32 protein-coding genes and 1 tRNA gene are annotated in these 20,000 nt (G+C 66.1%); 32 read left to right on the forward strand and 1 reads right to left on the reverse strand.

The features are described 5' to 3' along the window. Window positions 1–171: 171 nt before the first annotated feature. The 8 genes from ACFWPK_RS22255 to ACFWPK_RS22290 all read left to right on the forward strand — a co-directional run bounded on the left by ACFWPK_RS22255 (window position 172) and on the right by ACFWPK_RS22290 (window position 3,622). A complete protein-coding gene (locus ACFWPK_RS22255; RefSeq protein WP_378918657.1) occupies window positions 172–492 on the forward strand; it encodes a hypothetical protein in 321 nt (106 codons plus the stop codon). After that, on the forward strand, window positions 489–1,496 hold the full coding sequence (locus ACFWPK_RS22260) for a hypothetical protein (protein WP_378918659.1): 1,008 nt from the start codon (window positions 489–491) through the stop codon (window positions 1,494–1,496). The genes ACFWPK_RS22255 and ACFWPK_RS22260 overlap by 4 nt, the downstream gene beginning before the upstream one ends. Further along, complete coding sequence (locus ACFWPK_RS22265) at window positions 1,493–1,762, forward strand: hypothetical protein (RefSeq protein WP_378918660.1); 270 nt, start codon at window positions 1,493–1,495, stop codon at window positions 1,760–1,762. The genes ACFWPK_RS22260 and ACFWPK_RS22265 overlap by 4 nt, the downstream gene beginning before the upstream one ends. Next, window positions 1,759–2,001: a hypothetical protein gene (locus tag ACFWPK_RS22270; RefSeq protein ID WP_378918662.1), complete on the forward strand. Its 243-nt coding sequence runs from the start codon at window positions 1,759–1,761 to the stop codon at window positions 1,999–2,001. Before ACFWPK_RS22265 ends, ACFWPK_RS22270 begins: the two co-directional genes overlap by 4 nt. Then, window positions 1,998–2,531 carry a hypothetical protein gene (locus tag ACFWPK_RS22275; protein ID WP_378918664.1) on the forward strand — a complete coding sequence of 178 codons (534 nt, stop codon included), beginning with the start codon at window positions 1,998–2,000 and terminating at the stop codon, window positions 2,529–2,531. The genes ACFWPK_RS22270 and ACFWPK_RS22275 overlap by 4 nt, the downstream gene beginning before the upstream one ends. 136 nt (window positions 2,532–2,667) lie before the next feature. Next, on the forward strand, window positions 2,668–2,892 hold the full coding sequence (locus ACFWPK_RS22280) for a DUF6221 family protein (protein WP_378918665.1): 225 nt from the start codon (window positions 2,668–2,670) through the stop codon (window positions 2,890–2,892). Between the two features lie 98 nt (window positions 2,893–2,990). Then, complete coding sequence (locus ACFWPK_RS22285; RefSeq protein ID WP_378918666.1) at window positions 2,991–3,389, forward strand: DUF6221 family protein; 399 nt, start codon at window positions 2,991–2,993, stop codon at window positions 3,387–3,389. Beyond that, on the forward strand, window positions 3,386–3,622 hold the full coding sequence (locus tag ACFWPK_RS22290; protein ID WP_378918667.1) for a hypothetical protein: 237 nt from the start codon (window positions 3,386–3,388) through the stop codon (window positions 3,620–3,622). The genes ACFWPK_RS22285 and ACFWPK_RS22290 overlap by 4 nt, the downstream gene beginning before the upstream one ends. A 105-nt stretch (window positions 3,623–3,727) precedes the next feature. Here ACFWPK_RS22290 and ACFWPK_RS22295 read toward each other — a convergent pair whose 3' ends face one another. Continuing rightward, window positions 3,728–3,949 carry a hypothetical protein gene (locus ACFWPK_RS22295; protein ID WP_378918668.1) on the reverse strand — a complete coding sequence of 74 codons (222 nt, stop codon included), beginning with the start codon at window positions 3,947–3,949 and terminating at the stop codon, window positions 3,728–3,730. 173 nt (window positions 3,950–4,122) lie between these two features. On the opposite strand from ACFWPK_RS22295, the gene ACFWPK_RS22300 reads away from it, so the two are divergent. The 24 genes from ACFWPK_RS22300 to ACFWPK_RS22415 all read left to right on the forward strand — a co-directional run bounded on the left by ACFWPK_RS22300 (window position 4,123) and on the right by ACFWPK_RS22415 (window position 19,980). Continuing rightward, window positions 4,123–4,404, forward strand: coding sequence for a hypothetical protein (locus ACFWPK_RS22300; RefSeq protein ID WP_378918670.1), 282 nt, complete (start codon window positions 4,123–4,125; stop codon window positions 4,402–4,404). A gap of 399 nt (window positions 4,405–4,803) precedes the next feature. Further along, window positions 4,804–4,938 carry a hypothetical protein gene (locus tag ACFWPK_RS22305; protein ID WP_378918672.1) on the forward strand — a complete coding sequence of 45 codons (135 nt, stop codon included), beginning with the start codon at window positions 4,804–4,806 and terminating at the stop codon, window positions 4,936–4,938. After that, window positions 4,938–5,165 (forward strand): hypothetical protein, encoded by a 228-nt coding sequence (locus tag ACFWPK_RS22310; protein ID WP_378918674.1) that lies wholly within the window; start codon window positions 4,938–4,940, stop codon window positions 5,163–5,165. Before ACFWPK_RS22305 ends, ACFWPK_RS22310 begins: the two co-directional genes overlap by 1 nt. Before the next feature lie 402 nt (window positions 5,166–5,567). Beyond that, complete coding sequence (locus ACFWPK_RS22315; RefSeq protein ID WP_378918676.1) at window positions 5,568–5,915, forward strand: hypothetical protein; 348 nt, start codon at window positions 5,568–5,570, stop codon at window positions 5,913–5,915. 496 nt (window positions 5,916–6,411) lie between these two features. Continuing rightward, window positions 6,412–6,702: a hypothetical protein gene (locus ACFWPK_RS22320; protein WP_378918678.1), complete on the forward strand. Its 291-nt coding sequence runs from the start codon at window positions 6,412–6,414 to the stop codon at window positions 6,700–6,702. 44 nt (window positions 6,703–6,746) lie between these two features. Further along, window positions 6,747–6,823, forward strand: a tRNA-Met gene (locus tag ACFWPK_RS22325). A 137-nt stretch (window positions 6,824–6,960) separates the two neighbouring features. Then, on the forward strand, window positions 6,961–7,173 hold the full coding sequence (locus ACFWPK_RS22330; protein WP_378918680.1) for a hypothetical protein: 213 nt from the start codon (window positions 6,961–6,963) through the stop codon (window positions 7,171–7,173). Window positions 7,174–7,258: 85 nt separating this feature from the next. Further along, window positions 7,259–7,702, forward strand: coding sequence for a hypothetical protein (locus ACFWPK_RS22335; RefSeq protein ID WP_378918682.1), 444 nt, complete (start codon window positions 7,259–7,261; stop codon window positions 7,700–7,702). 132 nt (window positions 7,703–7,834) lie between these two features. Further along, entirely contained in the window at window positions 7,835–8,578 is a 744-nt protein-coding gene (locus tag ACFWPK_RS22340; RefSeq protein WP_378918684.1) for a DUF4417 domain-containing protein, read from the forward strand. 2 nt (window positions 8,579–8,580) lie between these two features. After that, window positions 8,581–8,982 (forward strand): hypothetical protein, encoded by a 402-nt coding sequence (locus ACFWPK_RS22345; RefSeq protein ID WP_378918685.1) that lies wholly within the window; start codon window positions 8,581–8,583, stop codon window positions 8,980–8,982. Window positions 8,983–9,046: 64 nt separating this feature from the next. Next, a complete protein-coding gene (locus tag ACFWPK_RS22350; protein WP_378918687.1) occupies window positions 9,047–9,352 on the forward strand; it encodes an HNH endonuclease in 306 nt (101 codons plus the stop codon). Window positions 9,353–9,589: 237 nt separating this feature from the next. Beyond that, window positions 9,590–10,045 carry a hypothetical protein gene (locus ACFWPK_RS22355; RefSeq protein ID WP_378918689.1) on the forward strand — a complete coding sequence of 152 codons (456 nt, stop codon included), beginning with the start codon at window positions 9,590–9,592 and terminating at the stop codon, window positions 10,043–10,045. After that, window positions 10,045–11,694, forward strand: coding sequence for a hypothetical protein (locus ACFWPK_RS22360; RefSeq protein ID WP_378918691.1), 1,650 nt, complete (start codon window positions 10,045–10,047; stop codon window positions 11,692–11,694). Before ACFWPK_RS22355 ends, ACFWPK_RS22360 begins: the two co-directional genes overlap by 1 nt. Before the next feature lies 1 nt (window position 11,695). Beyond that, window positions 11,696–13,150, forward strand: a complete 1,455-nt coding sequence (locus tag ACFWPK_RS22365) for a phage portal protein (protein WP_378918693.1) — start codon at window positions 11,696–11,698, stop codon at window positions 13,148–13,150. Beyond that, a complete protein-coding gene (locus tag ACFWPK_RS22370) occupies window positions 13,150–14,514 on the forward strand; it encodes a hypothetical protein (RefSeq protein ID WP_378918695.1) in 1,365 nt (454 codons plus the stop codon). Before ACFWPK_RS22365 ends, ACFWPK_RS22370 begins: the two co-directional genes overlap by 1 nt. Window positions 14,515–14,579: 65 nt before the next feature. Further along, a complete protein-coding gene (locus tag ACFWPK_RS22375) occupies window positions 14,580–15,221 on the forward strand; it encodes a hypothetical protein (RefSeq protein WP_378918697.1) in 642 nt (213 codons plus the stop codon). 63 nt (window positions 15,222–15,284) lie between these two features. Further along, window positions 15,285–16,442, forward strand: coding sequence for an Ig-like domain-containing protein (locus tag ACFWPK_RS22380; protein WP_378918699.1), 1,158 nt, complete (start codon window positions 15,285–15,287; stop codon window positions 16,440–16,442). Beyond that, on the forward strand, window positions 16,442–16,927 hold the full coding sequence (locus ACFWPK_RS22385) for a hypothetical protein (protein ID WP_378918700.1): 486 nt from the start codon (window positions 16,442–16,444) through the stop codon (window positions 16,925–16,927). The genes ACFWPK_RS22380 and ACFWPK_RS22385 overlap by 1 nt, the downstream gene beginning before the upstream one ends. After that, complete coding sequence (locus ACFWPK_RS22390; protein WP_378918701.1) at window positions 16,927–17,250, forward strand: hypothetical protein; 324 nt, start codon at window positions 16,927–16,929, stop codon at window positions 17,248–17,250. Before ACFWPK_RS22385 ends, ACFWPK_RS22390 begins: the two co-directional genes overlap by 1 nt. A 1-nt stretch (window position 17,251) precedes the next feature. Further along, a complete protein-coding gene (locus ACFWPK_RS22395; protein ID WP_378918702.1) occupies window positions 17,252–17,578 on the forward strand; it encodes a hypothetical protein in 327 nt (108 codons plus the stop codon). Next, window positions 17,575–18,105 (forward strand): hypothetical protein, encoded by a 531-nt coding sequence (locus ACFWPK_RS22400; protein WP_378918703.1) that lies wholly within the window; start codon window positions 17,575–17,577, stop codon window positions 18,103–18,105. The genes ACFWPK_RS22395 and ACFWPK_RS22400 overlap by 4 nt, the downstream gene beginning before the upstream one ends. 92 nt (window positions 18,106–18,197) lie before the next feature. Continuing rightward, the gene (locus ACFWPK_RS22405) at window positions 18,198–19,091 is read left to right on the forward strand and encodes an Ig-like domain-containing protein (protein WP_378918704.1); all 894 of its coding nucleotides are present in this window, start codon (window positions 18,198–18,200) and stop codon (window positions 19,089–19,091) included. 98 nt (window positions 19,092–19,189) lie between these two features. After that, a complete protein-coding gene (locus tag ACFWPK_RS22410) occupies window positions 19,190–19,534 on the forward strand; it encodes a hypothetical protein (protein WP_378918705.1) in 345 nt (114 codons plus the stop codon). A gap of 68 nt (window positions 19,535–19,602) precedes the next feature. After that, window positions 19,603–19,980 (forward strand): hypothetical protein, encoded by a 378-nt coding sequence (locus tag ACFWPK_RS22415; RefSeq protein ID WP_378918706.1) that lies wholly within the window; start codon window positions 19,603–19,605, stop codon window positions 19,978–19,980. Window positions 19,981–20,000 lie beyond the last annotated feature (20 nt).

Here is a 20,000-nt window from a genome sequence, read left to right on the forward strand (position 1 = left end):
GCCGGGCGCCGACGCGCTGCACGCCTGCGCGACAACCCGCCACGGCCTACGTCACCACCGCCCGCACCGCTCCTGCCGCCCACAGAGCCCGACGAGCCCTTCGAGCCCGCATTTCCCGGCCTACTCGGCTGGATCGTCGCTTTGATTCACATCGCACGCTGAGGAGGCCACATGATCACCTTGACCGGCTGGAACGACCAGCACGTCTACGTCAATCCCATCGAAGTCGCCGCAGTCGAACCGGTCGCTACGACGGAATCGTGGATGGCACTGTCGCTCACGCATCCGCATCTCACCCCGCCGACTGGAACGGTGATCACCCTCGCCGCGGGCCGAACGATCAACGTGCGCGAGGACGCCGCCATCGTCCACGAGCGGGTTCGGGATGCCTCGAGGTCCTTCGCGGTGCGCGCGGATCCGGAGCGGGTCACCACATTCGAGCAGCTTCCCGACTGGGCGGCGAATCCGACCGCACCGGAGGGCCACCTGTGACCACGAACCGGGCAGCGTGCAGCCGCTGCGAACGCCCTGTCGCCGACGGCGCTCCGCTATGCACCGAGTGCGGCAAGGGATTGCGGGCAGACCTGCGCGACATCCCCAGTCTGGTTAGCGAACTGACCACAACCCGGTCCGGGCAAGGCCGTGCGAGCAGCGGCCGTGTCGGTGGCGCATCAGCGGACACCCCGATCCCGATCCGGATCACCGGCCGCGGCGCCCTCGTCGGAGAGCGCGCCGTCCGCGACCTCGAGTTGACCCTGATCGAGTGGGCGCGTCGCATCGCCGAATCGCTTCACGTCAGCCCTGCGATCGGCACTGCCTACCTCGTCGACCAGGTCCAGGAACACCGCGGCCGCGGCCGCTCCGACAACCTCCCCGCCACCGCCCGAACCGCCACACCCGTCGACGATCCCGCCGCGCTCAGCACAGCGCCGGCCAGCGTCGCCGAACAGTGCGCCGTCTGGCTCGCCGAGCACTGGAAACTGTTGCGCCGCTACGACGACGCCCCCCGCCTCGCCGAAGACCTCTACAAGGCGATCAAGCAGCTCCGCACCATGGTCGACCCGGTACCGACGCACTGGGTCGGCGCCTGCTCGGCCACCGGTGAGGACGGCTTCGGCTGCGGCAACCCGTTGCGCGCGGTCTCCGACGCCACCGCCGTGCGCTGCAACCTCTGCGGCACACAGCATCCCATTGCCGCACTCCAGGCCACCGCCCGCGCGGACGCCGAAGACATGCTCGCCACCATCCCGGAACTGATCCGGGTGACGAAGCGCCTCGGCGCACCGGTCCCGAAACAAACCCTGTACTGGTGGGCATCCCGCGGGCACATCCAACCCCGCGGCTGGCAGCACGGCGCCCGGATCACCGACTACCAAGTCGACCCGACCGACCGCCCCGTCTTCCGGCTCGGCGATATCCTCGCCCGAGCAGCAAAGGCAGACCAGGACCAGCAACCCGAACCGGCGAAACGCTCACGGAAAGGCAAAGCAGCATGAGCGCCATCGTGAAAGTGGACACTGGCCGCTCGTACCGTCTCTTCGACGAGAACTATCGGCTGATCGGCACCTGGTTGCAGATGCCGCCGTCTGACGAACTGATCGACGGCCGACGCTTGACGGTCGACATTGAAGGCGAGACGCGGTGGTCGGGTCGAATCGTCGATGGTGCCCCGGTTCACGACATCGAGTTCCTCAAGTCGATGGATTGGCCGTCCAACCCGTTCCTGCCCACAGCACCCGTGGCCATCGAGGAGACACCATGAGCGGGTCCGATTCCGATGAGTTCATGCGGCTCGTCGACGCTGCCGCGCAGCTGATAGCGGAGAAGGACATCGCCGTCGAGCGGGCCCGCGCCGACCAATGGATGCGCCTCGGTCGCAAGTTCGATGACATCCGCGATTCGATACGAAGCTGTCCCGATACCCCCGAAGGGCACACCGAGTTCTATTTGCAAAGTGCCAGCATCATCTTCGGGTCGAACGAGGAAGGATCAGGATCATGACCATACTGCCCGAGGACGTACGCGCCCTACTCGCGAAACTGGTCGCCGACCGTGACATCGAGGCCCTGCGCAAGGATGCCAAGGCATGGAAGGGCAGCGGTGGCCTCAGCAAGGAGTTTTTCTCCGTCATCGCTCTCCAAGCCAGCGAACTGCTGGCCAAGTACAACCGGACCGAGCCCGAAGCTCTCGCTGCGATCGTCGCGAAGTGTTGGGCCGACGACGAGTGGCTCCGGTTGATACACGGTCGCCGCGGCGACGACATCGGCGCCGGGTTCGTCTACATCGACGAGCAGGACGGCGAGACCGACCACGACACCCGGCGCGACGCCGGCCATGTAATCGTCCGGGGCCCGTCCGGCCAGCACTACGCCTGGACCTACTTCCGGTCATACCTACCTGAGGGCCTCGACCCCGATCCGTCCTGGCCAGCTGGCGGATTGCCCACCATCACTCCTGTGCACTCCGTCGAGGAGACAGAGACCCGGGTGGCTCGCGTCACGCGATGGCTGCCAGAGGAGCCAGGGTCGTGACCACCATCGCGGAGTTCATCGAGGCCAGGCTCGCCGAGGATGAGCGCCAAGCCAGGGTCGCGGCTGAGGCTCGGGGCGACCATTGGTGCGCCGACTACGACGGGTAGCTGGACCGCGTGCCCGCGTCGGGTACGACATGGACGCAAACGTCATCGAGCACATCGCCAGCCACGACCCCGCCCGTGTGCTTCGGCAGGTGGCGGCAACGCGCGCCCTGATGACCTCGCTGGTGGACGCGGTAGAGGATGAGATGTCAGCAGGCAGGCAGATGCACGAGGAGCGCAAGATCGTGGAGTTCGGACCGATCGCTGCGATCTGGTCCGACCATCCCGACTTCCGACCAGAGTGGTCGAATTCCTGACCACGGGCACAAAACGACGACGTGAGTCGTTGTGGCCGTTGTGATCGTCGGGGCCGACTAGCCATGCACCCACGAGCACAACCGGATCGGAGATCAGCATGACTGTCGAGGATTTCATCAACGCCCGACTGCAGGAAGACTTCACCATCGCCACCGGCGGCTGGAAGGAGGGCGCGCTTCGCGGCGACGAGTGGAAGGTCTACCGCATCGATGGCGACCCCACCTTCGGCGAAGGCATCTACGTATTCCCGGCTGACGCCCCGCCTCACGGTGATCTCGGGAGGGTTGGAGACGGCGAGACCGGGCACATCGAACGGCACGATCCGGCGCGTGTTCAGCGCCAGGTTCATGCGCTCCGGCAGGTAGTCGAAGCCACGCGGCAGGCGGTGAAGGACAATCACGCGCCTGAGACTGCGATCCTTGCTGAGACCGTTCTCGGTGCGCTGGCGAGTATCTGGGCCGACGACCCCGGCTACCAGGCAGAGTGGAAGCCGTGAGCGCAGACCATCCGCCCGAGCAGCTTGAGCTGATCGAGGACGACACCAGCGACGGCGGTAAACGCCGCCGACGCGCTGTCTTCCCCACCGAGGCCGCCGCCCGCCAGTACATGGATGCCCTCACCAAGGTCGGCGCTCTGTGGATCAAGCAGGATTGGGGGTGGCGCTCCGTTCCCCGCGTCGGTCCGATCAAGGAAGTCCGAAGGCTTGGACCTGGGACGCCGGAACGCTGAACCTGTCGGACCCCGCGAATAGTCTGTCTCGCGGCGCTCTTCCCCCCGGCGCTGAACACCGCTGTGCCCGCCCCGAACCTGTGAACGGGGCGGGCACAGTCATGTTCAGCCTCGCGACATGAACGGTGTCGCGCCCTCTCCCCGCTCGATCATCAGAGGGATACTCGCCGACACCAGCACATTCAGCGACCCGCGACCGGCCAACTCCACCGCCACAAAATTCGGCCCGGGCAACGCTGCCTGCACCGCCGTCTCGAACTCATCAACCATGCTGTCGTCCAGCTGCAACTTCTGACCTGCGCCGTAGTGCAGGTATGCGATTGCCATCCTCAGCTCCTCCGGTCCATGCTCCTACCGGCACTCGGCAGGCAGCGGAAACGGTAGCCGTCCGCCCGGTTCCCGGAAGGTTGATTCCAGAATGAAACATCGGGAACGTGACCGAGATATGTAGGTGGTGCTCGGCTGTCCTGGCCGGGCGCACACCTATCTGAAAGGCATGTATGACCCTTCCGAAGCACGTCGTCATCGCTGTGTGGTCCCAGCTGCTGCTGTCCGAGCTCGATGAGAACGACGCGATCCTGCGCCAGTTCGATTGGCGGATCGTCCCAGACGACCAAGCCGATCTGGCGAAGGAGTGGTACGGCGAAAGCCTTCCCGCGAGCCAGGCGCTTATCGGGCTCGGCGCCGGTGACATCGTGGAGACCACGATCGACGGCAAGGCCGTGAGGTTGCGTGTGCAGGGCGCGGAGAGCACGAGCTCGACGCGGCCTTTCGCTCAGTGACATAGGGTGCGCCCGCCGGTTGTTGACTGGCGGGCGCACCTGCCGCCGGGTATCCGGAATTCGTTGGGGCACAACAATATTGGTTGAAAATGATCTGCCAATCCGCTTGCACTATGGCTTTCCGGAAGGTATAGTTACAGATGTAAGGCAGAGAGGAGGTGATACAGAATCACAACTACCGAAATCTGCGCCATCGCAGCGGTATCGCTCACAGCAGGGAAGGTCGTCCTAGACGAAATTCGCTGGTGGATCGACCGCCGCGACAAGCGCAGGGAGGCGCGGGAACCGGATCAGCCCGACAACTGATCCCCTGAAGGTTCGGGGCGCTGGGAGCGCGCCCCGAACCACCTCCAATCCTCCCACCTCTGCAACACCCAGCACAACGAGGGAGAGAACCTCATGCGCACCACCCAACTGTTCGTCTTCGGCATCACCGCCGCGGTACTCGCTGTCATCGGCGCGCCGGCCATTTTCTGGATCATCTGGGGCGTGCTCGCCGTCCTGGCCGCGGTCCTGTGGATCGTGAGGCGCTGATGTCGACCATCGTCTATCTCAACCGCGCCCAGGTCGCCGCACGTATCGGCGTACGCCCCAACTCGGTCAACAACTACGACCTACCCGAACCGGACAGCATCACCGGTCCCGTCAACGAGGACGGGACCATTCCCCGCGGCACTCACCGCGGCTGGCTGCCTGAGACCATCGACGAATGGCATGCCAACCGCCCGGGCCGCGGTGCACGCACTGATCTGGAGGGCTGAAACGGCGCGGTGCGGGGTCAAGCTTCGGCCCCGCACCGATCGCCGCGATCTGGGCCAACCACCCGACTTCCGATCGGACTGGGCGGTGTGAGCACGCTGCCGATCGGAAGTTACTGGCGCGAACTCCTGTGACACGCACCACGTGACGGGCAAGATGGACTGCGCTGATATCCCGAGCGAAGAGGTGAGACAAGAAACGCAGATGAGGCCAAAACACCCAGATCGTGACCTCGAGCGCCTACTCTCAAGCTTGGAAGAGCAGAGTTGGCGGATTACAAAGAATCCGCGCGCGTATTACGTCGCGAAATGTCCATGTGATGAGAAGCACATGAAGACCATCCACCTCTCACCATCGGATCCGAACTACCAGCGGAACCTCGAGGGCCATCTAAGGAGGGCGACATGTTGGAAGAAGCTTCCAGGAAATGGTTCGTAGTCCTCGCGTTCGGCGCGTACCCGATCGACACGGTCGAAGACGCGATGCTCAACCTCATGGATGCGCTCCTGGACTCGAAGACCGTGACCGACGCTGACGTGACGGCGGCGGGCCGAACCGGCGATATCGAGGTCTCGGTGTACATCGAAGCCCTGTCGCCAGCGAAGGCGATCACCGGCGCCATGTCGGCGGTCTCCGAAGCCATCCACCGCAGTGGCGGCCTTGCACAGGAATGGGACGAAGCTGCCGAAGCAGCGCTCCAGTCCGGTGACCTGGTCACCACCGTGCGGCCTGCTGACCTCGTCTGCGCCTGACGTTCAACACGCCAAGCGCTGACCTGCGATGCCTGTCTTACGTCTGCCGTAGCTTCCCCGGCCGCTCGGACGAACCTATCTGATTGAGAACGCCGAACACGTCAGGCCACCAGCGAACAGGCTGGTGGCCTGACCTCGTTCCGGTGCGACACACGCCCAGGTCAAACATGCAATCCCACAAGATCGTGTAGTGTTTGGACTCGAAACCGCTGCTGACGACCCGTGCGCAAAGCACGAAACGTCCGGCGGTTTTTGTCGTGCGTGGGGAGTCAAACCGGACTGGAGATGCCGGCAAGCACCCAACGACCGCACCCCGGCCGCTACAGGAAGTGCCCTTCCTGGCCGTACCGCGCAGGGTTCAAGCTGCGCCCCACGCATCCCGCACGGCACCAACCGCAGCCCAGCCAGCGGGCGGTGTCGTGCGGACCTAAACCCCCAGGAGAGTGCGACGTAGTCGCTGGTCGCACTCGATCGCCTCCGGACACAGGAGGTGCCCATGCTGGGCAACTTGCTGCGCGACGCGGCGCGAATCCTCGACACCATCACACGATTGGAGCCCCTCATGGGCGCAGTAGCCGAATCCCTCGCGGGCATCAAGGACCAGCTGACCAAGGCTCAGGCCGAGATCGTCGGCAAGATCGCCAACCTCGAACAGCTCCTCGTCGACGCGGGCAAGCTCGACGACACCGACCTCGCCGCCCTGGCTGAGCTCAAGAGCGCCGCACAGGCCCTCGACGATGTTGTGCCCGACCAGGTCCCGGTCGAAGACGTGCCTGCCGAGGGCTGATCCCACCAGCTAGACCCTCGATCCCGCAATTGGGGTCGAGTCGGACCGGAGTAGAGCAGTTCGGTAGCTCGGCGCCCTCATAAGGCGTAGGTCGCGGGTTCGAATCCCGCCTCCGGCACCAACCGGAACACCAAACCATCTGAACCCCAAGGAGATCACCATGCTCAGCACCCTTTCCGCCATCGCCGCCGATATCGACTGGAAGGTCCTCGGCGCTGCGCTTGTCGACGTGGCTGGCGCCATCATCGGCGCGCTTCTGTGACCGATCCCAGCCTGGTCCGCGACGCGTTCCTCGACACGGTGTTCAACACGGCGGCCACTCTCGGCGCGGCCCTCGGTGTCTCCGGCCGGGCGATGTACGAGTCCCTCGCCCCGCTGGCCGACGACGCTGAGAAGCTCGCACACGCGCTGAGGGCCGACCAGGTCGGCGCGGGCAAGCAGACCTTCGTGTTGGGCGGTGGGAGCGAATGACACTCGCAACCCTGCTCGCTTGCCTGATGCACCAGCCCATCCGCACGCTGGAGCAGCCCATGACCACACCGATCGGCTTCTAGCCGTGGTGAAGATGGCTGATGCCGGGATCGAGATCGGCAGTGGAGGCCCCGGTGCTGGTGTCGGGCGTGTGTGGCACCCGCCGACCGCAGTCGTAACCGCAGTCGGGGTCCTGCCGCATCGCCTCGTCCGCGTGTGGGATCTCGACTGGACCTTCATGTCCCAGCTCGCTGGTGACCTCGTCAAGCGCGACGGCGACTCGTTCACGGCCGCACTTCCGATCGGCCACGAGGTGGCCCGCTGGCTGAACGACAACGCCAACGAATCCAAGGGCTCCCGCCTCACTGTCGACGACGGCGGTCTCCGATGGGCGGGTGTGCTCGACGGGTTCACGATCACCAGGGTCGGCGCCTGTCCCGAGTGCGAGCACTGCCGCCAACCGGTGATGGAGATCCGCTGGAGCGAGGTTCCCGCGCCGCCGCAGGGCTTCGCGATGGCCGGCCGGTGAAATGCCCTTCCCCGTAAGGCTCCTCGGCCGCGACGGCTCGGTCTGGCACCTCAGCGCCGGGCCGTCCGGTCGCCGTGGCGTCCACCTCAGTCGCCGCTGTCAGATGCCGGATTGGCTTGACCGACTGATCGTGTGGGTGGTCGGGTTGATCGCGTCCACGATCGGCAAGCGCTGGCCATGACGACCGCGGCGATCTCTCTCGGCGGCACCCGCTCAAGCTGGCGCTGGCAGTCCAAGCCGGGCCGAATGGACCTGCTGAACGCCGGGCGCATCTGGCCGAGCGCAAGCCCTCTCGGCATACCCGACCTCGCGGCGTGCGACTTCGAGCCCGAAACGCTCGCTGCCTGGCACGACCCCACCCAGCGCACCGAGGCGGCCGGTACGGGCGCGCTGCACTTCTTCCTCGACGACTACCGCTTCGAACGCGTGTGGACCAAGCCCGACGCCGCACTCGCCCGTGTCGCCGAGGTCGGTGCGGCACTCACCCCCGATTTCAGCATCTGGCGAGACATGCCACCGGTGATGCAGATCTGGCAGATCTACCGATCCCGCTGGGTCGGTGCGTTCTGGCAGGACCGCGGCCTGACCGTCATCCCGACCGCATCGTGGGGCGGCCCGGACACGTACAGCTTCGCCTTCGACGGACTGCCCGCCGGCGCGACGATCGCGATCAGCGCGGTCGGCCTACGCGACCCGGCCGCGAAACCACTGTTCCGCCAAGGCCTTGCTGAACTCCTGGACCGCACGACTCCCCGCCTCCTGCTGGTGTACGGCCGACTGCCGGCCGACTGCACCGACCTACCGAACCTGGGCTGCGTCCGCGAGTACCCGTCGTGGTGGGACGGACGCCGCCCACCACGACAACCGAAGGACTGACCATGGGTGGACGAGGTGCAGCCAGCCACTCCGCCGCGGCTGCAGCGTGGAGCAGAGAGCGGACGCTCAACGAGAGCATCACCGACAGCTTCTACGAACTGCTCTACCGAGGGAAGATCGCACACCCGTGGGACGACGGCAAATACCACAAAGGCGACAACACAGTGAAGCTGGACGACCTACGTGCCGCCGTCGGAAGCCGTGTCAGCCGAGCCGAATTCGACGCCGCAATCGCGGACCTGTCCAACCATGATGGCGTCCACGTCCGACAGGAAGTCGACCGGAAGATCCTGACCGATCGACAAAAGCGCGATGGCGTGGTGCTGGGCGGGACGATGCGCCACCACCTCACGATCGAGACCCGCGTCCACGGCAAGAAGCTCAAGCGCGATCCGTGGGCCTGATGCGCACCGAGCCGAGACACAACCTTGCCAACGACTGCACCCGCACAGTGAAGGCCGGCCGCTGATGGCATGGGGAACTGAATCACGAGCCCGCACCAGCACATCCGAGCACCGAAAGCGACGTGCTCGCGTGTTCGCCCGTGACGGCTACGCATGCCAGCTCCGCTACCCCAACGTCTGCACTGGTGCCGCCGAGGAGATGGACCACATCGACAACGTCGCTAACGACGGAATCGAAGACGACTCCAACGCACAGGCTGTGTGCATCGCCTGCCACAAGGTCAAGACCGGCAAGGAAGCAGCGAGAGCCCGACGCATCAAGGCCGCGAGTCTCCGCATCCCACGCGAACAACACCCCGGCCTGATCTAACCCATAGACCCGAACACACTCACCCACACACGGGTGAGCCGACACCAACCAACTCCCACTCAGCTCCTCTCACAGCACCCCACCACCGGCCCACGTAGGTACCCACCAGGCACACCCTGGGGGGAGCCCCCCGCCCCGTCTAGGTGGTACGTCGGATCCCGCAGCGGCTCGGGTTGGCTACGGGTCTGGGGTTCTTCCGGGGTGGTGGGCAGTGCAGTCCACCGGGAGGTGATCGAGATGGCCGGTCGCGGACCAGCACCCAAGGACCCCTCGAAGCGGGCTAGGACGAACAAGGACCCCGTTCCGCTGCGGGTGATCACCGCAGAACCTGTCGAGCAACCGGACCTTCCGACCTTCGAGATCGAGGTCGACGGTGCGCTGGTGGAGTTCCGGTGGCCGACACGCACCCAGGAGTGGTGGCGGATGTGGGGAGAGTCGCCGCTGGCCGCCGAGTTCACGTTGAACGACTGGTCGGTGCTTGCGGATACTGCGGTGCTGCACGCGCGGTATTGGGCGGGCGATGTGAAGTTGGCGGCGGAGCTGCGGTTGCGTGAGGCCAAGTTCGGCGCGACTCCCGAAGACCGTGGGCGACTGCGGATCACGCTGGCCACGGCCGACCAGGCCGAGGAGAAGGGCGCGAAGAAGGGGACGTCCAGCAAGGGCCGCTACGACGGCCTTCGACTGGCGGACTGATGCGGTGGAAGCCGTCCGAGGCCGGTGAACGGCCGACGCTCGGCTGGGCGGTCCTGGACTGGATCGAAGAGAACCTCGTCGTTCCGGACGGGCCGACCGCGGGCGAACCGCTCACGTTCACCCGGGAGCAGGCCCAGTTCATCCTCAAGCTGTACGAGATCGACCCCAACTTTTCCGGCGGCGCCATCGTGGGCCGCTCAATGGTCAACGGGCGCAAGGTTCGTCGTGCGGTGCTGTCCCGGCCAAAGGGGTGGGGCAAGTCGCCTCTGGTCGCGGGGCTGTGTCTGGTGGAGGCGCTCGGCGATGTCGTGATGGACGGGTGGGATGCCGCGGGGCAGCCGGTCGGGCGCCCGTGGAACTCGCTCGGGTTCAAGCCGAAGGTCCAGATCGTGGCAGTTTCGGAAGACCAGACCGCCAACACCTGGGAGCCGTGCTTGGATATGGCCCGCAACGGGCCGGTCTACGACAACTACGACATCGACCCGATGGAGACGTTCATCAACGTCCCCCGCGGCCGGATCGAAGCGGTCACCTCGTCAGGAACCTCGCGTGAGGGATTCCGGCCGGTGTTCTCAGCGATGGACCAAACCGAGTCCTGGACGGTGAGCAACGGCGGCCGCAAGCTCGCCTCGACGATCCGCCGCAACCTCGCCAAGGTGAACGGCTGCTCGGTGGAAACACCGAACGCACCTGAGCCCGGCGTGGACTCGGTCGCGGAGAAGTCGATGGCCGCATACCGGCTCCAGCTCGAGGGCCGCACGAAAATGCCCGCGGGCATCCTGGTCGACCACCGCGAAGCACCAGCCGACACCGACCCCTCCGACGAGAAGTCGCTGCGCGCTGGCCTGGCCATCGCCTACGGCGACTCCGCGGACGTCAATGGTGGTTGGGCGCCGATGGACCGCATCGTCGCCGACTACTGGGATCCCGACACCGACCCGCAGGAAGCGCGCCGCTTCTACCTGAACCAGATCACCCACTCGAGCGACGCCTGGTTGTCGCAGCCGACGTGGAAGGCCTGCGAGGACCTCGACAAGCAGCTGCAGCCCGGCGACACCATCGTGCTCGGCTTCGACGGCTCGAAGGGCCGCGTGAAGGGCAAGGCTGACGCGACCGCGCTGATCGGTTGCCGTGTCAGCGACGCGCACCTGTTCGAGATCCTCGTCGCCGAGCCCAGCAAGGAAGACGGGCAGGACTGGGCACCGAACCCGCTCGACTTCGACCACGCCGTTCAGCAGGCCTTCGAGCGGTACAACGTGATCGGCTTCTACGCCGATCCGAGCGGCTGGGTCGAGTGGATCTCGAAATGGGAAGCCCGATACCGGAACCAGCTGCGTGTGAAGGCCACCCCGGCGAACCCGATCCAGGTGTGGCCGCGCGGCAAGGACTCCAAGGTCGAGCTCTACGTCCGCAACCTCGAGCAAGCGGTGCTCAACCGTGAGGTCACCCAGTACGGGCCCGCCCTGACCAGGCACGTACTCAACGCCCGCCGTCGCCCGACGCGAACCGGCTATCTGCTCTTCAAACGGTCCCCGGACAGCCCGGACAAGATCGACGCCGCCTACGCGGCGGTCATGGCGTGGAAGGCCAGTCTGGACGCGGTATCCGCCGGCGCCGACGAGCCCAAACGCACAGGGAAGGTCTGGTGAGATGTCGGGATTGAATGCGGTGCCATGGGCATTCGCCGCGGCCGCGCAGCCGGAACCACTCGGTGCTGGTGAGGCGAAGCCGCACGGCGATTCCAAGGCCGAGCTGGTCAAGTACGCGAAAGACGTGCTGTACCCGGCGTGGCTGGCCGAGCGTGAACGGCTGCGGGTGATCGACCTGTGGTTGAAGGGCGAACAGGCTGATCAGCGAGTGCCGCGCGGTGCCACAACTGAGCTGAAGAACCTTCTCGCACTCAGCAAAACGCCCTGGCTCGGCCTCGTCGTGACCACGATTGCCCAGACACTGTATGTCGACGGATACCGGTCACCTGGCACGCCGGACAACGTCCCCGGCCCCTGGAGGACGTGGAACGCGAACCGAAAAGACGTTCGCCAGATCGCGATTCATCGCGCGGCAGTCGGATATGGGTACTCCTACGAGACCGTTCTGCCCGGCACCACGCTGGTGGGAGAGAAGCTCAGCGTCATGCGTGGCGTATCCCCGAAACGGATGTACGCCGTTTACGAGGATCCCGGCGCCGACGAGTGGCCGGTGTACGCACTCCACGTCAAGCCGCAGCGCGGCGGGGCATTGCAGGTGTTCCTGCTGGAGAAGGAATTGCGGCACGAGATGCGGGTCAAGGACGGCAAATGGTCCTACGTGACAGAGCATGTCCATGGTGCCAGCGTCTGCCCCGTCGTCCGGTACTGCAACAACCTGGACCTGGACGGGTGGACCCCAGGCGAGGTTGAACCGTTCATCTCGGTCGCCTCCCGAATCGACAAGACGTCCTACGACCGTCTCAGCACCCAGCACTGGAACAGCTGGAAGGTGCGCACGGTCACCGGCATGCAGGACTTCGCCGACTCCGAAGAGGAGGCGAACATGAAGAAGCTCAAGCTGCGCCAACAGGACTTCCTTGTCGCTGAGGATCCCGACACGAAGTTCGGCACCCTCGATGAGACCCAGCTGACCGGCTTCATCGAGGCCGGAAGCGCTGACATCGAGGCATTGGCAGCGGTGACACAGCTGCCCGCACACCTGCTGACCGGCAAGCTCGTGAACCTGTCAGCGGAAGCTCTCGCCGCGGCCCGCGCCAGCGTCACCCAGAAGGGCTACGAACGAAAGGTGTCGCTGGGCGCGTCGCATGCGCAGTCGCTGCGCCTAGGTGCGGCGCTCGAAGGCGACAAGGACGCCGCGCAGGACGTGATGGCCCGCGTGACATGGCAAGACGTCGAGGTCCGCTCGCTGGCCCAGGCAGTCGACGCGCTCGGTAAGGCCGCGCAGATGCTCGGCATCCCGAAGCAGTACCTATGGCGAATGATCCCTGGCGTCACCGCGAACGATGTCGAGGAGTGGTCCGAACACCTCCTCGACACCGACCCGACCTCGGAGTTCCTGCGCCGCCTCGGTGAACGCAACTCGGGCAGCATGCTTCCGGACGCGCCCGGAGCGTAATGACCACCCCGGTCGGCCAGCGGCAGCGTCAGGAGCAGCCCGAAGAGCAAGACAGCACCGCCGAGGAACTCGCTTGGCTCGCTGCGCTGCTGGTGTTGATACACCAGGACGAACAGATCGAGATCGCAGCCGGGGTCGTGTCACGGATGCTGCCGCTGTGGGCGCTGCTCAACTTTCAGGACCTGCGTGGCAGTCAGACGGCGTGGATTCAGGCCGTTCTGCCGATCGTCGAAGATGGCTACCGGCAGTCCCAGCTCGCTGCACAGCGATTCGTGACCGACTACCGCCACGCGAAGCTCCCCGCGGCGCCGGAACTCGAAGCCATCACCGGCCGGGCTGCACCGATCAGCGACTCGTCGACCGAGGCCCCGCCGACGACGATCGATGTCGGCGACGCCCTCGGGCGGGCGCTGAAATCAGCCCTCGGCGAGGAACCCGCGGCCGCGAAGCTGCTCGAATCGGATCGTGCCGCGAAGGTGCTGACCGACACCGTATTCGAGCCACAGATCGCCGCGGTCAGCTTGCTCGGTACCGGGCCCGGCGAGGTACAGCGGCGGATGCCGGCACCCGAAACCGACGCGATGGAAGCCGGACGGCTCCTGGCGGCGAAGGTCGCGACTCGCATCACCACCGACGGCGGCCGGGCGGTCGTCCAACGGGCCGTGGACCTCGACTCGGACGCTATCGGCTGGGCCCGGGTCCTCAACATCAGCCCGTGCTCGTTCTGCGCGATCCTCGCCTCGCGGGGCGCTTCGTACAAGCGCGGTTCGTTCGACGCGTCTGACCGGCAGTTCGAGGGCATCGGCACGGCGAAAGTCCACGACGGATGCCGTTGCGGGATGCGCCCGGTCTACACCTCGTCGGACTTCCACGATCCGACAGCCCAAGACGCACTCGACCAGTGGTACGAGCTCACTAACCGCAGGATGAGCCGCCGCGAGGCCATGAACGCCTTCCGCCGCGGGTACGTCGCCCCCGATCCGCCACCGGCGCCGCGCGTGGACCTCCACCAGCTGCTCGTCGTGCGAAACCGCCTACTCGAGGACGGGTTCGGCGAAACCTCCGACCAGGTCCGATGGGTCGACAAGCAGATCGGGCGATTCGATGCCTTCGTCGAGACCGCTATCGGTGCCGATGACGCTGTGAAGATCGCCGCGGCCCGCGCCCGGCGCGGCGGAAAGACCACCTCGAAGTCCAAGCGCGAGACCGCTGTCGACCGCGCACGACGACTCCTGCCCGGCTTCGAACGAGAGCTCCACAAGGCGATCGCCGCGGGCATCCCCGAGGACTCAGCCGGTGTGCAGGTCCTCGTGCGAGCGATCGAGAGCTTCCGCGCGAGGCTCCCCAAAGTTTCGGCCGCCTAGCGGTCGGCGCCCACGGTCAGCGCTCAATGACCGGTCATGCCGACGGGCTCACGGAAGAAGGAAACATGTTCGACACCACCTTGCCGATCCACCCGCTCACGGGCCTTCGGGCCCTGGGAATCGGAAAGCGCGGCCCGATCTGGCCGCAGCTCGGCGCGTCCCCCGATGGTGATCCAGCGGATCCCGCTATCCCAGACGCGGACCCCACGCCCGATCAGGGCGCGCAGCAGGACCCGGAACCTGACACCGATCCTGCAACTCCGGCGTTCGCGCCGATCACCAGCCAGGACCAGCTCGACAGGCTGCTCGGAAAACGGCTGGGGCAGTTGAAAGCCCAGTACGCGGGCTACGACGACTACAAGGCCAAGGCCACGGAGTTCGACAGGCTCAAGGACTCGCAGAAGACCAACGAGCAGCGTCTCAACGACCAGCTGGCGCAGGTCCAGCAAGAGAACGCCGAGCTCAAGGCCAACCAGCTGCGTGCCGATGTGGCCGCGGCGAAGGGCCTGACCCCGAAGCAGGCCGCGCGCCTGCGCGGTGCGACCCGCGAGGAGCTCGAGGCCGACGCCGACGACCTTCTCGAGGACTTCCCGAAACCGGTTCCCCTCACCCAGCAGCCGCGCGAGCAGTTGCGGGGCGGCGGCAAGCCGGACGCGGAGCCGGAAGAGAACGACCCCCACAAGCTCGCCGCGCGGATTCCGCGCTGAGTATCCGCCACCACCGCTCGGCATGAGCGGCCCACGGTGGCCACCACCCCCCAGGAGGTAATCATGCCGAACGTATTCGAAAAGCCCACGCGCGTCGTCGACACCGCGATCGGTCTGCTGCTGCGCGAGATCGTCCTTCCACGCATCGTGTGGACCAACGGGATCGGCGACTTCAGCGGCACTCTGCAGGACACCGTGGATATCCGGATCCCTGCTCGCACCACCGCCCGCCGGCGGGAGCTGCGCGCGACGGGCTCCGACCGCAACATCCAGCTGGACTCGCTGTCGGAGACCAAGATCCCGGTCCAGCTCACCGACGACGTCTACAACGCCGTCCCGGTGACCGACGAGGAACTCACCCTCGACATCACCGACTTCGGCAGGCAGATCATCCTCCCGCAGGTCCGCGCGGTGGTCGAAGGCCTCGAGGACGACATCGCAGCGATGATCCAGGGCGCGACCTACGAGACCACCGTCCATGTCGGCACCGGCTCGGGCGACACCTGGAAGGCCTACGTCGCGGCGCGCAAGGCGCTGAACACGGCCGACGTGCCGATGGCGAACCGTACGTTGGTCGGTGGTGCGGGCTGGGAAGCGGCGTTGCTGACCGACCCACAGTTCGTGCAGTACGACCACACCGGCGACTCGGCCAACACCGCGCTGCGCGACGCGAAGATCGGCCGCATCGGCAACACCGAGTTCATCACCTCCAACGCGCTGCGCGAAGGTGAGGCGTACCTGTACCACAAGTCCGCGTTCATCTTCGCGAACCGTGCTCCCCTGGTCCCGCGCGGCGCTGTTTACGGCGCAGTGCGTGCCGAGGAAGGCCTGTCGCTGCGCGCGATCCAGGACTACGACGCGATGACCTCCACCGACCGCTCGATCATCAACTCCTACGCGGGCTACAAGGCGGTCACCGACGGCGCCGACGGCTTCGTGCGCGGTGTGCGTCTGCTGCTGACCGTCACCTCGATCGAGGTCACCCCCTCAACCGCAGCGATCGTAGGCACCGCGACCCGGCAGTTGAAGGTGGTCGACTCCAACGGGTTCGACGTCACCGCGACGGCGACCTACGTCAGCTCGACGCCGTCGAGGGCGACCGTGAACTCGGCTGGCCTGGTCACCGGTGTCTCCGCGGGCACCACCACGATCACCGCCACCTACACCCCGCCCACCGGTGGTTCGGCGCTGACCGACACCTGCGCCGTGACGGTTTCCTGATGCCGTTGCCGGACATCACCACGGCGGCCGCGCTCGGCGCGCGCTTGGGACGCACCCTCGCCGGTGCCGACCTCGCGCGCGCCGAGGCGGCCATCGCCGATGTCTCGGCACTGGCCCGGGGCATCGCCAAACAGGATTGGCCCGACGCTCCGACCGGTGTTCCGGGCGAAGTGGTCGCGATCGTCCTGTCCGGTGCGCGCAGGGTTTTCGAGAACCCCGGCGGGTTCATCGTCGAGGCGCGGGGGCCGATCACGGCGACCCGCGCCGCGGCGACAGTGGCAGGGTCGCCTTTCACCGCCGCCGAAACCAGGTGGCTGCAGAAGCTGCGGCCACGATCAGGGCTGTGGACGTTGGCCACAACCCGAGGCGACTCCGACTTCGAGACCGGGTTCGTCTCCGACTCCCGGCCCGGGTCTGATCCGATCGCCTACTTCGCCGCCGGTGACCCCGGCTTCGACCAGGCCGACCACTACCCGGGGTTCTGATGTGGCCTGGCGAAACCTGGACGTTCGAGCGCCCAGGTGAGAAGGACCGCAACGGCGATCGACTCCCCGACACCACGCTGACCGTCGAGGGCTGCGTGTTCTGGACCGAAGGCGAGTCGATTGAAGACTTCGGTCGCGACACCCGCATCTCACGCGGCTTGCTCTCCGTGCCCTCCTCGGAGGGGATCAAGGAGACCGACAGGCCGAAATCGCCAGCAGGTGAACGGTTCCAGATCGTCGGTCGCGAGCGGTGGGGCGGCCCTCATCCCCTCACCGGATACGACTTCGGCGAAGAGGTGTTCCGCGTGAAGGGAGTCACCTGATATGGACGATGTTCGCCTGTACCCGGAACCGAACCCGTTCATCACGCAGTGGCTGGCCGGTCCGATTTGCCGGTCGATCCTGTTCGAGGCCGCTGAGATGTACAAGGCGCTCTACCAGGAGATCGTGGCGAAAAGGACTGGGCGGCTTGCTAGGTCGGCGCGCGTCTACACCTCGTTCGTCGGCGATCGTTGGGTCGCAACGCTGCAGGTCGGTGACGCGACCGCCTTCTACGGGGCATCCCACGAATTCGGCACCGTGGGCGGGCTACACCCTGGCGACGGCGCGCACGACCTGAACAGGGCCTTGAACATGATGGCGGCGCTGTGAGTCTCGAATTCCCCGCGATATGGGAGGGCGGTTTCCCGGACCGCGAGGAAGTCGTCATGGACCTGCTGCAGCCGTTCCTCGATCTGGTCGGTGTCCTCGACGCCAACGGTGACCCCATCCTTGACGGCGGGGTGCCGCGGCGGCCGATGGCCTGCACCTGGCTCCCTGATGATTTCGTGTCCCGGCTGCCGTTGGTGCGGGTCTATCGCGGTGGTGGTGCGGCGGAGTCCGTGGCGATGAAAGACCCGGCGAACGTCCAGGTCGCCACCATCGGGCGCACCCGTTCGGAGTCCTGGGAGCTCGCCGAGTACTGCCGCCAGTGGATGCTCAGCTTCTCCCGTGGCGGGAGCGTCGCTCGAGCTGATGGGTCGACCACCTTGATCGACTGCATCGAGGAGTTCATCGGCCCCCAGCAGCTGCCTGAGCTGAGCCCGGATTCGCGGCTGGTGCCGCTGACCTACCGGGTGGTGTGCCGGATGCCTTCGCCGCGTCCGGATTACGCCAAAGTCCGCGAATCCCTCACCTGATCTGACATCCCCGTTCCCACGCACGTCCGTCCGGCGTGTGTCACCGCTTCATGCCCGCACCCGGGCGACCTGACGACTTAGGAGAGATCATCATGGCCGATTTCGCAACCGACTTGCGCAAGGGCAACCCGGATTTGGAGATCGCGGTACTCGACTGGGCTATCTACCTTGCCCCGAAGAACACTCCGATCCCCACCGACTTCACCGGTAACGACAGCACGATCACCCCGCTGCCCGCCGCTTACATTCCGGTCGGCAACCTCGACAAGAAGGCCGGTACCAAGCTGGCCACCGCGATCAACTCGACCCCGGTGGACACCTACGGCGAGCAGACCGCGACCCGCATCATCCGCAAGTCGCGCGACACCACCGTCGACTTCACGATGCAGGAAACCAGCATGGTGAGCGCGGGCCTGTACTGGGGCCAGGACTTCTCCGATGTCACTGCCGACGCCGATTCCGGCGAGGTGCACCTGGTGATCCGCGAAGGCGCGTTCAACCAGGAATACAGCCTGATCATGATCGGTGTCGACGGCGAAGAGGACAAAGAGGTCTACACGATCATCGACTCCGGTCGCGCGACCCTGTCGAAGTCCGGTGACATCACCTACAACGACGACGGCATCGCGATGTACCCGGTGACGTTGCAGTTCCTCAAGCACCGGACGTTGGGGTACGCGACCCGTATCACCCAGGCCGGCCTCGGCTGGAAGGAGCTCGCCCCGGCCGCGGGCTACTTCCCGCCGGTCACCGCGATCTTGCTGACTCCGCCGACTGCCACGTTGGCGGCCGCTGCCACCCAGCAGTTGGTGGTGACCGACTCCAACGGTGTCGTCCGTACGTCCCAGGCCACCTACGGCACTTCGGATGCGGCCAAGGCGACCGTCTCGTCGTCGGGTCTGGTCACCGCGGTCGCGACCGGTTCGGCCACGATCACCGCCACCTACGCCGGTTTCACCGACACCACCGCGATCACCGTTTCCTGATCGCCCCTGATCGCCGTCCGCGCCCCACCCCGGCGGGCGCGGGCGGCTCTCCATCACGCCGGGGATTCCATCCAATTTGATTGCCGGGGAGGCACATCATGACCACACGCAAGCCCACCGAAACCGAGCACACCGACATTCCCGCACCTCTCGCCGCGAAGGCACCTGTCGGCCGTTTCTACGAGCTGCAGCAGGAAGTCATCCCGCCTACGCCGTACCAGCTGACCGAGGACATCGTGATCATGCCGCTGACCCGGCGCCGCAACGTGGGCCTGATCGAGTCGACTACCCACGAAGACGCGGACCGCGCGTTCTTCGGCGACGCCTACGACGCGATCGTCAAGCTGTACGACGACCGTCCGCTGGCCGAGTGGGAAGCCCTCATCACCGACCTCCGCAAGCACTGGGCAGGCGAGACCATTGAGGCTGTCCCGGGAAAATAAGGCGGGTCCTGCGGGTCGTCGAGGACTACTGGGACCAGATCGAAGCCGACTTTCAGCAGATCCTCGGCGTGAACGCCCTGGACTGGATTGCCCGGGAGAAGTCCTGGCCCCAGTTCTTCCGCTTCTACCGCAAGGTGTCCCGCACTGTCGGTAGCGAAACCCACTCCGCGCTGCTCACCGACCCCGACCTCGCTGCCGAAATCGGTCCGGTGAAGCGGCAGAAGCACCCTGACCCGGTCGGCTTCACCGCAGAAATGCATGCCCTGCGCGATCTGGGCGACATCATGCTCGCCCAGATCGTGAAAGACCCACGGACAGCGGCACTTCCACGGCCCCTCACCGGTGCCGAAATGCATGCCCTGCGTAAACGGCAGGCCGGCATGAATCGACTCGTCTCCCAATTCAGCCCACAGCACGTGGGTTTGACGCCGCAGCTCGACGCGTAGAGGGGGTGGGCGATGCCGCA

It is taken from the genome of Nocardia sp. NPDC058519 (genome assembly GCF_042719755.1).
Taxonomy (GTDB): Bacteria; Actinomycetota; Actinomycetes; order Mycobacteriales; family Mycobacteriaceae; genus Nocardia.